20 protein-coding genes are annotated in these 14,398 nt (G+C 70.5%); 9 read left to right on the forward strand and 11 right to left on the reverse strand.

The genetic code is table 11. From position 1 onward, the window contains the following. Window positions 1-179: 179 nt before the first annotated feature. From AMR74_RS06755 to AMR74_RS06765, 3 genes are all read left to right on the forward strand, one after another. On the forward strand, window positions 180-560 hold the full coding sequence (locus AMR74_RS06755) for a DUF5805 domain-containing protein (RefSeq protein WP_053771499.1): 381 nt from the start codon (window positions 180-182) through the stop codon (window positions 558-560). After that, window positions 553-1,584: a tyrosine-type recombinase/integrase gene (locus AMR74_RS06760; protein WP_053771295.1), complete on the forward strand. Its 1,032-nt coding sequence runs from the start codon at window positions 553-555 to the stop codon at window positions 1,582-1,584. The genes AMR74_RS06755 and AMR74_RS06760 overlap by 8 nt, the downstream gene beginning before the upstream one ends. Before the next feature lie 249 nt (window positions 1,585-1,833). Then, a complete protein-coding gene (locus AMR74_RS06765) occupies window positions 1,834-2,706 on the forward strand; it encodes a phosphatase PAP2 family protein (RefSeq protein ID WP_053771296.1) in 873 nt (290 codons plus the stop codon). 116 nt (window positions 2,707-2,822) lie between these two features. Here AMR74_RS06765 and ftsY read toward each other — a convergent pair whose 3' ends face one another. From ftsY to AMR74_RS06815, 10 genes are all read right to left on the reverse strand, one after another. Beyond that, a complete protein-coding gene (gene ftsY / locus AMR74_RS06770; protein WP_053771297.1) occupies window positions 2,823-3,914 on the reverse strand; it encodes a signal recognition particle-docking protein FtsY in 1,092 nt (363 codons plus the stop codon). A gap of 15 nt (window positions 3,915-3,929) precedes the next feature. Continuing rightward, entirely contained in the window at window positions 3,930-4,388 is a 459-nt protein-coding gene (gene pfdA / locus AMR74_RS06775) for a prefoldin subunit alpha (protein WP_053771298.1), read from the reverse strand. Beyond that, a complete protein-coding gene (rpl18a, locus tag AMR74_RS06780) occupies window positions 4,388-4,564 on the reverse strand; it encodes a 50S ribosomal protein L18Ae (RefSeq protein WP_053771299.1) in 177 nt (58 codons plus the stop codon). Before rpl18a ends, pfdA begins: the two co-directional genes overlap by 1 nt. A gap of 97 nt (window positions 4,565-4,661) precedes the next feature. Then, window positions 4,662-5,477 carry an ABC transporter permease gene (locus AMR74_RS06785; RefSeq protein WP_053771300.1) on the reverse strand — a complete coding sequence of 272 codons (816 nt, stop codon included), beginning with the start codon at window positions 5,475-5,477 and terminating at the stop codon, window positions 4,662-4,664. After that, entirely contained in the window at window positions 5,474-6,442 is a 969-nt protein-coding gene (locus tag AMR74_RS06790) for an ABC transporter ATP-binding protein (RefSeq protein ID WP_053771301.1), read from the reverse strand. The genes AMR74_RS06785 and AMR74_RS06790 overlap by 4 nt, the downstream gene beginning before the upstream one ends. Window positions 6,443-6,517: 75 nt before the next feature. Further along, complete coding sequence (locus tag AMR74_RS06795) at window positions 6,518-7,183, reverse strand: translation initiation factor IF-6 (protein ID WP_053771302.1); 666 nt, start codon at window positions 7,181-7,183, stop codon at window positions 6,518-6,520. Window position 7,184: 1 nt separating this feature from the next. After that, window positions 7,185-7,463, reverse strand: coding sequence for a 50S ribosomal protein L31e (locus AMR74_RS06800; RefSeq protein WP_053771303.1), 279 nt, complete (start codon window positions 7,461-7,463; stop codon window positions 7,185-7,187). Further along, window positions 7,464-7,616, reverse strand: coding sequence for a 50S ribosomal protein L39e (locus tag AMR74_RS06805; protein ID WP_004050128.1), 153 nt, complete (start codon window positions 7,614-7,616; stop codon window positions 7,464-7,466). A 94-nt stretch (window positions 7,617-7,710) separates the two neighbouring features. Next, window positions 7,711-8,829, reverse strand: a complete 1,119-nt coding sequence (locus tag AMR74_RS06810) for a M20 family metallopeptidase (protein WP_053771304.1) — start codon at window positions 8,827-8,829, stop codon at window positions 7,711-7,713. 76 nt (window positions 8,830-8,905) lie between these two features. Beyond that, entirely contained in the window at window positions 8,906-9,190 is a 285-nt protein-coding gene (locus tag AMR74_RS06815) for a DUF357 domain-containing protein (protein WP_053771305.1), read from the reverse strand. Between the two features lie 79 nt (window positions 9,191-9,269). Here AMR74_RS06815 and AMR74_RS06820 point away from each other — a divergent pair, with 79 nt between their 5' ends. The 6 genes from AMR74_RS06820 to AMR74_RS06845 all read left to right on the forward strand — a co-directional run bounded on the left by AMR74_RS06820 (window position 9,270) and on the right by AMR74_RS06845 (window position 13,782). Further along, on the forward strand, window positions 9,270-10,133 hold the full coding sequence (locus AMR74_RS06820) for a DUF6498-containing protein (protein ID WP_053771306.1): 864 nt from the start codon (window positions 9,270-9,272) through the stop codon (window positions 10,131-10,133). A 61-nt stretch (window positions 10,134-10,194) separates the two neighbouring features. Then, complete coding sequence (locus AMR74_RS06825; RefSeq protein WP_053771307.1) at window positions 10,195-10,971, forward strand: RNase P subunit p30 family protein; 777 nt, start codon at window positions 10,195-10,197, stop codon at window positions 10,969-10,971. Next, window positions 10,952-11,575: a class I SAM-dependent methyltransferase gene (locus tag AMR74_RS06830; protein WP_053771308.1), complete on the forward strand. Its 624-nt coding sequence runs from the start codon at window positions 10,952-10,954 to the stop codon at window positions 11,573-11,575. The genes AMR74_RS06825 and AMR74_RS06830 overlap by 20 nt, the downstream gene beginning before the upstream one ends. Window positions 11,576-11,585: 10 nt before the next feature. Then, entirely contained in the window at window positions 11,586-12,065 is a 480-nt protein-coding gene (locus AMR74_RS06835; RefSeq protein ID WP_053771309.1) for an Rpp14/Pop5 family protein, read from the forward strand. A 4-nt stretch (window positions 12,066-12,069) separates the two neighbouring features. Then, a complete protein-coding gene (psmA, locus tag AMR74_RS06840) occupies window positions 12,070-12,849 on the forward strand; it encodes an archaeal proteasome endopeptidase complex subunit alpha (protein WP_053771310.1) in 780 nt (259 codons plus the stop codon). A 66-nt stretch (window positions 12,850-12,915) separates the two neighbouring features. Beyond that, window positions 12,916-13,782 carry an SDR family oxidoreductase gene (locus AMR74_RS06845; RefSeq protein WP_053771311.1) on the forward strand — a complete coding sequence of 289 codons (867 nt, stop codon included), beginning with the start codon at window positions 12,916-12,918 and terminating at the stop codon, window positions 13,780-13,782. A gap of 15 nt (window positions 13,783-13,797) precedes the next feature. Here AMR74_RS06845 and AMR74_RS06850 read toward each other — a convergent pair whose 3' ends face one another. Next, the gene (locus AMR74_RS06850) at window positions 13,798-14,319 is read right to left on the reverse strand and encodes a hypothetical protein (RefSeq protein ID WP_053771312.1); all 522 of its coding nucleotides are present in this window, start codon (window positions 14,317-14,319) and stop codon (window positions 13,798-13,800) included. Between the last annotated feature and the right edge of the window lie 79 nt (window positions 14,320-14,398).

Here is a 14,398-nt window from a genome sequence, read left to right on the forward strand (position 1 = left end):
GCGATCGGGCCTACTGTATATCTGGAAGTGTAGTACTACAAATCCCAGATAGCAGTACTACAAGGTAAGATATACATCTAATACCGACGAAAACAGAGTGCCACACACCGAGATAAATTCACTTATCCGCAAATCTGGGATAGATTGAAGTTGGGAGCGCGAGAATGCTCGCTCTAAGGATGGCAGGGGATCGACAGTCGGTGAAGACGTACGTGCCGACGGATCAAAAAGAGATCTGGTGCGATCACGCCGACGAGTTGGACATGTCGCTGAGCGAGTTCGTCAGGACGATGGTACAGGCCGGCCGCAAGGGGTTCGCGCCGAGCGATTCGGCGACGGACGAGGAACTCGCTTCCGAGGGCTCCAACCCCGGGGGTCACGACCTCGAAAGGCGCGTCCGCGCGGCTCTCGAATCCGGCCCTCGATCGTGGGACGAACTGGTCCAAGCCGTGGTCGGTGACGTGGAGGACGAACTGGAGGAGACGCTCGACGAGCTCCAGGATCGCAACCGCGTTCGATACAGCGGGCGAGACGGGGGGTACGTGTTGACCGATGAGTAGCACGCGCGCGGCCCCCGATCCCGACGACCCGGTCGGATACTTCCTCGAGGACCTCACCTACCACGGAAAGACGGACCGGACCAGGGCGGCGTACGAGCGCGTCCTCCGGCGGTTCGAGGCGTTCCTCGACGAGAGCGGCCCGGCGTCGGCGACTCACCGCGACTGTATGGCGTTCGTCCACTCGCTTCGGGGCGACGTCGCCGACAGCACGGTCGCGACGTACGCTGCCTACCTCCACCGGTTCTACGGGTACATGACCGAGGTGGGCGCCTTCGAGGGCAATCCGATGACGCTGGTGATGGAGGAGATGGACGAGACCGTCGACAAGGACCCCGCCCGACGCGACGTCTCGATCCCGGCCATGCAGTCGTTCGTGGCCGAGATCCGTCACCCGCTCCACCGGGCGCTCGTGGTGACGCTTTTGAAAACCGGGATGCGGGTCGGCGAGCTGTGTAACCTCGATTTACGGGACTTATCCGTCACGGACCCGGACCTAGAGGCGGCCTACGCGCTCGGCGACCGACCCGCGCTATCCGAGCGTCCGGACTCGGTCTTCGTGACGGCCGACGCGGCCGTCGGCGAGGAGTTGAACGGGGAGGTGCGCACGGCCGCGAACAAGCGGAAGCGGGGGACCGTGATCCCCGTCGACGACGAGCTCCGCCGGGTGCTGAAGGCGTGGCTCGCGGTTCGACCGGACTCGCCGTCGCCCGCGGAACCGCTGTTCGTCGGCACCGCAGAGGGCTGGGGCGAGCGGCTGCGACCGCAGGCGGTCAGACACGTCGTCGAGCGCTACGCCCGCGAGGAAGGATGGTATCGGACCGGCGGCGGCGCGGACGAGAACGTCACGCCCCACTACTTCAGACACTTCTTCACGACGCACCTCCGCGATAGGACCGGCGACCGCGGGGTGGTGAAGTACCTCCGCGGCGACGTGGCCGACGACGTAATCGACACTTACACGCACAACTGGGGCGACCAGGTGCGCGAGGTCTACGAGGCGAACGTCTACCGACTGCTCCCGTAATCGACTCAAATTTGGTCGGGTAGAAAGCGACGAATTCTGTTCCAGGGCGAGTAGATAAATTGTATGTCGCTATATCGAAATTCTGCCTCGATTCGCTCACGTCCGATCGACCGATCGCGGCAGTTAGGCAGGCGACCCCGTCGGAACGTGAACGGTAGCGGCGCCAGCAGCAGCTCGCGTTACCCTGCTGTACCGGTGTACTCCGACACCGTGTCACTCATGTGGCGCGAAGACGGTGAGGGAGGGACGATGGCGCTCCTCAGAGTGACCGCCCTCACCGGCCTCTCGGTTATCGTCGGGTCGGCGGTCACAGCCCTCCTCTGTGTCGGGCCTCGACAGCTGTCCCGCGCGACGAACGACCTCGGCCACCGCGCTCGCGACGTCGCGCCGTACCTCGCAGCGGCGCTGGGGTTACTGGCGGTCAAACAGCTCACCCAGGGGTACCGGATCCGGATCTCTCGCGCGCTCGACTGGCACATTACGGACGAGCTGTACGCTATCGAAGGAGAGTTCGTCACCGCGCTCCAGCGTGCGACGCCGGACGCGACGCTCGAACTCTTCTCGGCGGCGTACATGCTCGGGTTCGCTGTCCTCCTCGTCGCCGGACCGGCGGTCTACTTCCTCGCCCGGGAGGGCGGGCAGCGACACCTGAAGGAACTGCTCGTCGCCTACATGGTGAACTACGCGGTCGGGACGCTCTGTTACACGCTGTTCGTCGGGTACGGACCGCGCAAGTACCTTGACTCGGTCGACGGACTGCTGTATCAGTTCTACCCCGAGACGCAGGAGCTGACGGCCGCGGTCGCGTCGAACACGAACGTCTTCCCCTCCCCCCACGCCTCGCTCTCCGTGGCGGTGGCCGCCGTCGCGTGGCGCTCTCGGCGGCGGTTCCCGCGATGGACGTGGATCGCCGGCGCCCTCGCCGCGACCGTCGTCTACTCGACGATGTACCTCGGGATCCACTGGGCGACCGACGTCCTCGCCGGCGCTGTCCTCGGCGCGGGTTCGGCGGCCGTCGGGGCGCGGATCGTGACCCGCGCTGAACGCCGGGCGCCCGGCGAAGGTCCCGATCGACTCGACGGGCCGACGTCCGAGCCGGAGCCGACGCCTGGCGACGACTGATCGAGCCGGGGGCCGGAGCCCGTCGACCGAGCGGGGCGACGGACGCGTCCCGAGAGCCGCGGCTCGTGAGACGTGACGAGCGGGCTCGGGCCGGCGGGATCGGGGTCGGCAGTCCGCTACTCCTCGTCGAGGAGGCTCTCGACGAGTTCCTCGGGGTCGAACAGCGTGATGTCGCCGTACCCCTGTCCGGTGCCTAAGAAGAGGATGGGCTTGCCCGTGACGTACGCGACCGAGATGGCGGCGCCGCCCGAGGAGTCGGCGTCGGCCTTCGTCAGGATGGCGCCGTCGATCGCCGCGGCGTCGTCGAACTCCTTCGCGCGGTTCACCGCGTCCTGCCCCGCGACCGCCTCGTCGACGAACAGCGTCATGTCAGGGTCGACGACGCGGTCTATCTTCTCCAGTTGGGCCATCAGGTCGTCGCTCGTGTGGAGCCGGCCCGCCGTGTCGCCGAGCACGACGTCGACGCCGTTCGCCTCGGCGTACTCGACGCCGTCGTAGATGACGGCCGCCGGGTCGCCGCCCTGGTCGTGGCTGATCAGGTCGCGGTCGAGCCGGTCGGCGTGTTCGCGGATCTGCTCGTTCGCGCCCGCGCGGTAGGTGTCGCCGTTCGCGAGGACGGACGAGTAGCCGCGGTCGGCGAGCCACTCGGAGAGCTTCGCGATGCTCGTCGTCTTGCCCACGCCGTTGACGCCGGTGAAGACGATGGTGACCGGCTTGTCGGCCTCGGCGATGCGCTGCTCGAAGTCGAACTGGCCGACGGCGATGACGTCGAGCAGGGCGTCGTGAAGCGCCTCCTCGACGAGCTCGCCGGTCGTCTCGACCTGCTTGCGCGACTCGCCGAGCATGCTCTCGCGGACGCTGTCGAGGATCTGTTCGGCGACGCTCATCTCCACGTCACTCTCGAGCAGGGCCATCTCGAGGTTCCACAGCGGCTCCTCTAAGTCCTCCTCCTCGATGATGATCCGGCCCGTCGCGAACGCCTTCGCGCGCTGGAAAGTGCTCGGCTCGTCGTCCGACGCCGAGTCGTCGTCGGTCTCGCTCTCGTCCGCTTCGGACGCGTCACCGACGGCCGCCGGTCGGGCCTCCTCCGCGTCGGCGTCGCTCTCGGCGGTCGCCGCCTCGTCGTCGGGAGGCGCCTCCTCGGTCTCGGTCGACTCCTCGACGTCCTCGCGGAAGCCGGAGAGCTTGTCTTTCAGTCCGTCGAACACGGTCGGATCCCCGTCTTACTCCCCGTCGTCTTCCTGCGCCTGCTGCATCTGCTGCATCTGCTGTTGCTGCATCTGCTGTTGCATCTGCTGGGCCTGCTGTTCGAGCTCGTCGCTCTCGGACTCCAGCTCCGCGACCTCGTCTTCGGTCTCGTCGATGCGGTCGTCGAGCGCCTCCTGCTTGCTCCGGAGGACGTCGATGGCGTCGTCCTGCTCCTGCTCCGCGGAGTAGTTGCCGCCGAGCGAGACGATGACCTCGTCGATGTCCTGGACCTCGGCGCGGAGGTAGGCGCCGCCGCCGAGCGGGACCTGGACCGTCGAGCCCGTGTCGAGCGTCTCGATGGCCTCGATCGCGTCGTCGATGTCCGCCTTCTCCTCGCGGTAGTCGGCGATCTCGGCCTCGAGCGCCTCTATCTCCTCGTCGAGCGCCTGGATCTCCTGCGAGAGCTGCTGAAGCTGCTGTTGTCCGCCGCCCATCATGCCTCGGACACCTCCTCGATCTCGATCTGGGTGCGCTTGCGGTTGTGCTGGCTCCCGACCGTGGTGTAGATGCGCTCGCGGGCGAGGTCCTCGTTCTCCGCTTCGACGTCCTTCGTGAACGGCTGGTCGCCGTCTCGGCTCTGGAACCGTCCACTCACCGTGTAGGTACTCATGTTCCTCAATCCGGCAGGGACAGGGAAGTATCTTCCTAAAAGGGGACAGGCGGCAACGCCGGGGCGGAGGGGGCGCAGCGGCCGCGCAAGCCGGGTCTCACCCCGTGAGATCCGCGAGCCGGAACCGAACGGCGGCGAGCGCGACGAGGGCGGTCGTTGCCGCGAGCAGGACCGCGGCGCCCGTCGGGTCGTACTCGCCTAAGACGAGGACGGCAGAGGGGTCGTAGTGGGCCGTCGGGCTGACGTTTCCGATCTCGGCGTAGTCGGTGCTCGCGACGACGGACTCGAACATGAACAGCGCGAACAGCGCGCCGAGCGCGATCCGCTGGGCGATCCCCGGCCGCGACGCGAGCGTCGACACAGCGATGCCGAGCGCGACGCAGGTCAGGTGGTACGGGACCGCGAGCGCGTGGACCGCGGCGAGCCGTTCGACCGCGATGGTCTCCCCGACGGCGAGGACGCCGACGTACGCGACGACCGGGAGGACGACGTTGAGGAGCGCGACGAGCGGGATCAGACCGAGGAACCGCCCGATCACCACGTCGCGGCGGGCGACCGGCGCGGAGAGCGTGAGGTCCATCCGGCCGGAGGCGACGTCGCCGGCGATGGTCCCCCCGGCGAGGTACGCGAGGTAGAGGCCGACGAGAAGCAGCCACGCGAACTGATAGAACTCCACCGCGAGGAACCCCTCGATGGATGAGAAGGCGATGATCCCGAACGCCTCCCGGAACGCCGGCGGCAGCGCCTCGACGTACGCGTCGAGGTCGATGCCGGCGGTCGACAGCGACGGGTAGAAGGCCAGAAAGAGCAGCAGGAACGCTGAGAGGAGACCCGTCACGACGAGCGACCCGCGGGCGCGGCCGGCGGCGTCGTACCGCGCGATCGCGAGCCACGGTGCGGGGCGATCGCTCATCGGGCGTCACCTGCCGGCTCCGCGGCAGTGTCGCTCCGCGCGTCGTCGCCCGGCGCCCCGCCCGCTCCCCCGTTCCCGGTCGGGCCCGGCACGTCGCCGTCGTAGAAGGTCATGAACGCCTCTTCGAGCGGCGCGTCGACCACGTCGAGGTCCCGGACGGTGTACCTCGACAGCAGGTCGATCAGCGCGTCGTACTCGCCGGTCCACGTGAACGAGACGGTCTCGCCGACGCGGAGGTTCATAATCCCGCGGACCTCGAAGTCGCTCCTGTCGACGTCTTCGGCGATGCGGACGCGGACCTGCTTGCCTCCCCGAGAGCGGAGGTCCGAGACGGACTCGACCGCCACGAGGTGGCCCTGCCGGAGGACGCCGACGCGGTCGCAGAGCGCGGCCACCTCGCCGAGGACGTGCGAGGAGAGGAGGACGCTCGCCCCGTCGTCGACGCGCTCGCGAACGAGGGCGGCGAACTCCTCCTGGAGGAGCGGGTCGAGCCCGGAGGTCGGCTCGTCGAGCAGCAGCAGGTCCGGGTCGTGCATGAACGCGGCCACCAGCGCCACCTTCTGCCGGTTCCCCCGAGAGAGGTCCCCGATCCGGCGCGACTCGTCGAGGCCAAACCGCTCGACGAGGTCCTCGCGGCTCGACTCGCCGCGGAGCGCCGCCTGATGGTCGAGGAACGCCGCCGCGGTGCGGTCGCGGTCGAGCCCCGGGTCGCCCGGGAGGAACCCGATGCGCTCGCGGGCGCGGCGCGAATCGACCGGGTCGGTCGCGTCGTGACCGAGCAGCGTGGCGCCGCCGCTCGTCGGCGAGAGGAACCCCAGCATGGTGCGGATCGCGGTCGTCTTCCCCGCCCCGTTCGGGCCGAGGAAACCGAACACCTCGCCGTCCTCGACGGCGAAGGACACGTCTTCGATCCCTCGGACGTCGCCGTAGTACTTGGAGAGGTTGCGGCACTCGATAGCGGGCATACCGACCGCAACACGGCTGCGGCTCTTAAATGTAAGAGTGCGATCGGAACGAAGGAGAACGGAGCGCGGGACGGCTCAGTCGATGAAGGCGAGAGTCTCTTCGATGCGGCCCAGCTCGGGGCCGGTGGTGTCCTCGCCGACGACGTACCCCTCGTCGGTGGCGACGAGGCCGGAGCCGACGAGCGGGGCGCCGTAGTTGACGGTGCCGAGGTCGGCGCGGACGTCGAGCGCCTCCTCGACCGCCTGAAGCTCCGACTCGGTCGACTGGGGGTGACAGAGCACGCCCGTGTTGTTGGCGACCGCCGCGGTCCCGACCGTGCGCACGTCGCCGAGGTCGCCCCGCGTCACCGGCACGTCGAGGGCGTCGGCGACCGTCCGGACCGCCTCGCGCGAGAGGTCCGGGTGGACGTACGCGCCCGAGTCGTTCGCGAGGACGACGTTCCCGGCGGCGTTGATTTCTCCCGGAAGCTCTCGCACCGGGACGCCCGCGGCGTCGGCGATCCGGTCCTTCTCGCGCTCGGTCGCCCGCGCGGAGACGAGGACGCCGTTCTCGTTGCCCGTCGCGAGCGCGCCGACCGTGTTCGACCCGCCGACCGTCGTCGGCAGCGGCTCGGCGCCGAGCTCCGCCGCGAGGTCCTCGGCGAGCCCCTCGTCGACGTCCGGCCGGACCAGCAGGAGGTCGTCGACGGCGCGGGCGAATACGCCCACGTACGACGAGCCGGTGAAGGTCGCCCGTAACACGTTACTCCGCGTGTTCGGCCTCGACGACCGGCTCGCCGTCCTCGACGAACCGAGCCGCGCGGACCCGCACCGAGCTGGGCGGGTTCTGTCGTCCGTTCGCCCAGACGGCCTCGTTGACGGAGCCGTCGATGATCACGTCGCCCTCGTCGACGGAGAAGTGCTTCGCGAGGTGCTGCCGCGTGATCTTCATGGCGTAGTCGGCGCGCTGCTGGACGGGCTTGTCTTTGGCGTCGCGGAGCGGCACGGTGACGACGCGCTCCTCGAAGTCGTTCGTCGACATTTACTCGTCCAGGTCGTTCCGGCGCCAGTTGCGCCGCTTGGGGTTTCGCGTCACGTTCATGTCAGTCTTCATCATGACCCACGCGGGGACGCGGGTGTTCTGGCGCTCCGCCTTCGCCAGACGCTTCTTTTGAGCCTTCGACTTGTCTCCCATAGTGGCGCTCACTTTCCGCGGAACGCATAAAACCCCTTCCATACGGGGCCGCGCGGGGTCCGCGGGAGCCGGACCGAGGCCGGCGTCGCGACCGCTACCGTTCCCGCTCGGCGATGCCCATGTAGATCCGGTAACAGCGGTCGAGGGCGTCGAGGCTCGCGCTCTCGGTGTCGGTGTGGGCCTCGCCGGGCTCGGAGGCGCCGCAGACTAAGCACTCGGTGCCGGCCTCCGCGAGCCACCCCGCGTCGGTCGCGTGCGGCTTGGTGACGTGTTCGGGCGCGTCGAGGCCGAGGTCGTCGTGGACCGCGCGGGCGACCTCGAGCGCGGCGTCCGCGAACGCGGCGTCGCCGCAGGCCATCGGCGGGAGGTCCTGGTCGACGACGAGTTCGACGCCCGGCGTCGCGTCCGCCACGCCGGCGAGGTCGGCGCGGCCGCCCGGCACGGTGCGCTCGTCGACCGTCGCCTCGCAGCGCTCCGGGATCACGTTCCACGTCTCGCCGCCGTCGACGACGGTGACCGCGAGCGACCCCGACACGTCGTTCCCGAGGACCGTCGCCCGCGGGGCGTCGAGGTCGCGGACCGCATCGATCGCGTCGCAGGCGCGGTAGATGGCGTTCTCGCCGGCCTCGGGCTCCGAGGCGTGCGCGGCCTCGCCGCGCGCGACGAGCCGCGAGCCCCGGCGCCCGCGGTGCGCGACGACCACGTCCGTGACCCCGGGCTTCGAGTAGTTCGTCGACCCCTCCGCGACGACCGCTCGGTCCGGCGCGAACCCGGCGTCGATGGCGTGTCTCGCGCCCTCGCCGCCGACCTCCTCGCCGACGAACGAGGCGAAGATCAGCTCCCGGTCGGCCGGCGGCGTCGCGTCCCGGAAGGCGCACATGGCGGCCGCGACCGATCCTTTCATGTCTGCGGTCCCGCGGCCGTAGATCCGGCCGTCGCGGCGCTCGACGACGTAGTCGCCGTCGAGTCCGTCGCCGGTCGTCTGCTCGGGGGCGGGCGGGACCACGTCGTGGTGGCCGACCAGCGCGAGCGAGTCGGCGTCCTGGCCGTCGGTCGCGCCCCGGTACGCGAGGACGTTGCCCGTCCCGTCGCGCTCGACAGTCGCGTCCGTCTCCGCGCGCAGCCACTCCTCGATGGCGTCGCCCGCGGCCGTTTCGTCCTCGTGAGAGGGGATCGAGACGAGCCGCTCGGTCAGGTCCGCGAGTTCGTCCATGCCACCAGTGGCGGTCGTCGCCGCTTAAGAGCGTCCCTCGCGGGCGCTCCGGGCGACCGGCCGCCGCGTCGCGGCCTCACGTCGTGAACAGCTCGGTGTCGTCGGGCACCGCGAACAGCCCGAGCCGCACCGCGGCGTCGAGCCAGCCGTAACCGTACGAGTACGACGCGAGCGCGTTCACCGGGTCGCCGTCGTCGCGGAAGTGGCGCCCGTCGTCGAGGTACGACTCGGCCATCTCGGTCACGTCGGCCGCGGCCTCGCCCAGGGGCGTGTCGGCCGGGGGGCGGGGTTCCGCGACCGCCAACGCGTCCGCGAGCATCCGCTCGTAGCGGTCCGTCTTCTCCTCCAAGTCGGCGGCCATACGCGGTGGTTCCCGCGAGCGAACAAAAAGGGCGGCGGGGTGGCGAGATTTATGTTCGACGCGAACCGGTACCGATACGATGCCCTCCGACGGATCACCGAGGTCCGACCGCGGCCCGTCGCGCCCGCTCGCCCCCACGGGTCGCGGGGCGCTGGCGCTCGTCGTCGCGACGAACCTCCTCCCGCTCGCCGGCGTGGTCGCGTTCGGCTGGCGCGTCGGCGAGCTGCTCGCGGTGTACTGGATCGAGGTGGCCGTTCTCGTCCTCGCTCACGCCGCCGCCGCGATGTTCGCCGAGCGACCGATCGTGTTGGCGGACCGCTCGTTCTACATCACCGGCTACGACGAGGACGCCGAGCGCGACGAGGTGTGGGAGCGCGAGCCGGAGCCGACCCGCCTCGTCCCGTGGCTCCCGCCGATCTACCGGCGGAACTTCCGCGTCGTCCGCCGCTCGCTCGGGGTGTTCGTCTTCCTCCTGTTCCCGCTCGTGCCGGTCGGCTGGGACGCGCTCTCGTATTTCACGCCCACGGTCGCGCTGGCGACGCTCGGCGTCTGCGGCGCGCAGGTCGCGGAGGTACGCCGGGAGTTCTTCGCCCAGCGCGCCTACGAGGATCAGTCGCCGTACATGGTCGTCGAGGCCGCCCAGCGCGTCGTCTTCTTCTACTTCGTCATCGGCACGCTGACCGTCGTCCCCGTCACCGCCGTGATCTTCGCGATCGAGGCGGCGCTCGCTCCCGGACTGCTCGACCGCGTCGGCGACGCGTTCGGCGTCGGGGCCGTCCTCCTCCCGTACCTCCTCCCGATCACGCTCGCCAAGGCGGTCGTCGAGTGGGGGCGGCGGCGGGCGTTCCGCGAGGACGACCCCGACGGCGTCGCGACGTGGTTCACCGGCGAGGACCCGCGCCGCGAGTGGAAGAAGGAGGAGGAGTCCGCCGGCGAGGGGTGATTTGCGGATCGGGAGCGCCGAAAGCGCAACGCCGATACGCTCGGCCGCGAAAGGAGGGGGCATGTACGAGGCCGTTCACGCCGCCCCCGACGGGGAGGCGACCGCCGCCCGCCAGGCGGCGACCGCCGCGCGACACGGCTACGACGGGATCGTCGTGCGGTCGCGCGACGCGCTGGACCCGGCCGACGACGGCTCCGCCGCGGCCGGCGACGCGAGGGGCTCGGTCGGAACGGGCCGCGCCGAGCGCCCGGTCCGCGACCCGACCGCCATCGGGGATGAGTACGGGATCGACGTGGTCGACGCGGTCGAGATCGACGCCGACAGTCCGACGAGCGCCTCCGGCGCGGTCGGGAACTACCGCTCCGACCGGACCGTCGTCTGCGTCGTCGGCGGGGACGACGCCCTGAACCGGTTCGCGGTCGAGCAGGCCCGCGTCGACGTCCTCGTCCGGCCGATGGCGGCCGGCGGCGACTTCAACCACGTCCTCGCGAAGGCGGCGCGCGACAACGGCGTCCGCGTCGAGTTCGACTTCGGGCCGGCACTCCGCGAGACCGGCGGGAAGCGGGTCCGGGCGCTCGCGGACCTCCGGAAGCTCCGCGAGATCGTCGACCACTACGACGCGCCGTACGTCGTGAGCGCGAACGCCCGCTCGCACCTCGAACTGCGGGCGCCCCGAGAGCTGGTCGCGGTCGGCGAGGCGGTCGGGTTCGACGCCGAGGCCGTCCGCGAGGGGCTCCGGGCGTGGGGCGAGCTGGTCGACCGCAACCGCGAGCGCCGCTCCGAGGGCTTCATAGAGCCGGGGGTCCGACGTGGCAGGTATGAAGAAGACGGTCGCTGAACACGCGGAGCGGTTCTCCGAGAAGGCCGCGGAGTACGACGACTCGAAGAGCGAGGAGTACCACGCCTGCGCGAGCCTCGTGATCGACCACGCGGCGCCCGGTCCGGACGACGTGGTCCTCGACCTCGGCGCCGGCACCGGCGCCATCGCGCTCGCGGTCGCCGAGGACGCCGAGCGCGTCCTCGCGCGCGACATCAGCGAGGGGATGATGGACGAGGGGCGCCGGAAGGCCGACGAGCGCGGGCTCGACAACGTCGAGTTCGCGTACGGCGAGTTCCGCGGGCCCGAGGTCGACCCGGACCGGGGGGTCGACGTCGTCACCTCGAACTTCGCGCTCCACCACCTCGCGGACGACGAGAAGCGCGAGGCGATCCGGGTGATGGCCGAGACGGGCGCGCGCCGGATCGTCCTCGGCGACGTGGCGTTCTTCGAGGCGCCCGACCCCGACGAGCCGTTCTACAGCCCCGAGGTCGACGACCCCGCGACCGTCGGCACGCTCGTCGAGGCGTTCACGGCCGAGGGGTTCGCGGTGACCGCGGTCGAGCGCGTCCACGACCAGGTGGCGGTGATCGTCGCCGAGCGGATCCGGGAGCTCCCGGCGTGAGGGGCCCGTCGTGAAGCACCTCCCGAAACACCTGCGGCCGCGGTGGCGGTACGTCGCGGTCGGCATCGAGTCGTGGGCGGACGCCGAGGTCGGTCGGCGGGCGTTCCAGCGCGCGCTGTGGTACAGCGCCGGCAACCTCCTCGGCGACGCCGGCAGCGCCGACGCCGACCTCACGCTGCTGTCGTTCGACCACGCGGACGGCAGCGGCGAGGCCGTCGTCCGCGTCAGGCACGGCCACGTCGACGACGCGCGCGCCGCGATAGCCTGCGTGAGCGAGGTCGACGGCGAGCCGGTCGGGATCCTCGTCAGGGGGATTTCGGGGACGGTGCGTGCCTGTGAAGAAAGATATATGGGTCGCGCGACCGCCAGTTCGACACAGCGAGACGTCGCGTTCGAGGGCGCCGAGCGGACCGCGACCGTACGCGGAGACGCGTGCGACGTGCGGACCGAGTCGGGCCGCGTCGGCGCGACGACGTTCGACACCGAGTGATATCATGCAGGGCCAATCCCAACAGCAGGCGTACGACCGCGGCATCACAATCTTCTCTCCGGACGGCCGACTCTACCAGGTCGAGTACGCCCGGGAGGCGGTGAAGCGAGGGACGGCGAGCGTCGGCGTCCGCGCCGAGGACGGCGTCGTCCTCGCGGCCGACAAGCGCGCCCGCTCCCCCCTCATGGAGCCGGAGAGCATCGAGAAGCTCCACAAGGCCGACGACCACGTCGGCGTCGCGAGCGCCGGTCACGTCGCCGACGCGCGCCAGCTCATCGACTTCGCCCGGCGGCAGGCGCAGATCAACCAGCTCCGCTACGGCGAGCCCGTCGGCATCGAGACGCTGACGAAGAACATCACCGACCACATCCAGCAGTACACGCAGGTCGGCGGCGCGCGCCCGTTCGGCGTCGCGCTCATCGTCGGCGGCATCGAGGACGGCGAGCCGCGCCTGTTCGAGACCGACCCCTCGGGCACCCCCTACGAGTGGCAGGCGCTGTCGATCGGCTCGGACCGCAACGACCTCCGCGACTACCTCGAAGCGGAGTACGAGGAGGGCGTCTCGACGGACGAGGCGGTCGGGCTCGCGCTCGACACCCTCGCGCAGCCGAACGACGGCGAACTGGAGCCCGACGGCGTCGGCGTCGCGACGATCACCGTCGACGACCCCGAGTACGGCGAGCTGTCCGCGGACGACATCGAGGGGGTCCTCGACGAGCGGGACCTCCTCGCGACCGACGAGGACGAGGACGCCGCGGACGACGCCGAGAGCGACGAGGAGTAAGTCGTCGGCGCCGCGGGCGCGACGGCCGGCGCGTCTCCGGCTCGACCGCCGTCGGTCGGGAGAGTTATGGCGTCGGAGACTGACCGGAGACGCGTGCAGAAGACGGTACTCATCACCGGCTGTTCCTCGGGCATCGGCCGCGCCGCGGCGCACGCGTTCCTCGACGAGGGATGGACCGTGTACGCTACCGCGCGGAATCCGGCGGACATCGAGGCGCTCGGCGAGGCGGGCTGTGAGCTCGCCACGCTCGACGTCACCGATCGGGACGACATCGACCGCGTCGTCGAGCGGATCCTAGACGAGGAGGGCGCGATCGACGCCCTGATCAACAACGCCGGCTACGGCCAGTTCGGCCCGGTCGAGGACGTCACCACGGACCGCGTCCACGACCAGTTCGACGTGAACGTGTACGGGCCGCACCGGCTGATCCGCGCGGTTCTCCCCTCCATGCGCCGCGAGCGCGACGGGACCATCGTCAACGTCTCGTCGGTCGCCGGCCGGGTGTCGATCCCCGGCGGCGGCGTGTACAGCGGCTCGAAGTTCGCCCTGGAGGCGATGTCGGACGCGCTCCGCAACGAGGTGGCCGACCTCGGCATCGACGTGGTCGTCGTCGAGCCCGGCCCCGTGAAGACGAGCTTCTCCGAGCGCGCGGAGCGGGAGGCCGACCCCGAGAAGCGTGAGGGGATCGAGCGCACCGACGCCTACGCGGACTTCTACGCCATGTTCGAGGACGCGCAGCTGATGGGCGGCGACGGCCCGGGGGCCGTGGAGCCGGAGCTCGTCGCGCACGCCATCTACGACGCCGCGAGCGCGACCCAGCCCCCCGCGCGAGTCCAGCCCGGGACGGTCGCTCGCGTCGGCGTGCTCGCGCGGTTCGTTCCCGACGCGCTGATCGACCGGGTGTACGGCCTCGTCAGGAACGTCACGTCGTAGACGGCCGCGCGTCCGTCACTCGCTACCCCCCGCGTCGACCGCGAACGGGCTCTCTCCCTCCCGCCAGTCCCAGCCCGGCAGCCGCGTCTGGAACCCCGCCGCGAGCGCGGCGTCGAGGTCGTCCGCCCCCGCGGTGCCGGCGCCGTCTCGATCCGTCTCGGCCGTCGCGTCCCGGTCCACGTGAACGTCGGCGACGTGGAACGTCGCCTGCGCGAGCAGCGAGAGCGGGCGCCCGCCGGCGACCGTCGCCGCCAGCTCGCGGCCCAGCGCCTCGTCGACGACGAAGCCCGGGTAGTCGCCCTCGACGTCGAGGTCGCGTAAGAGCGCGACGCAGCCCGCGACGTTGACCGCGACCTCGCCGTCGGCGAAGACGGCGTCGACCTCGCGGCGGTACGCGTCGGGCGCGACCGCGTCCACGTCGGCGTCGAAGAGGCGACCGAGGCGGTCGCGGGTGTCGTTGAGTATCGGGACGACCACGTCGGCGCGGTCGCGGACCCAGGCGTGTTCGTCGCGGACCGTCTGCGGCGTGACGCGCATGGCCCGGCTTGGGTCGACCGGGGCTTGCCCTTTGCGAAGGCTTTTATAACGGCGGGGCAGTACCGTGATCCAAGCGGGT

It is taken from the genome of Halorubrum tropicale (genome assembly GCF_001280455.1).
GTDB lineage: Archaea > Halobacteriota > Halobacteria > Halobacteriales > Haloferacaceae > Halorubrum > Halorubrum tropicale.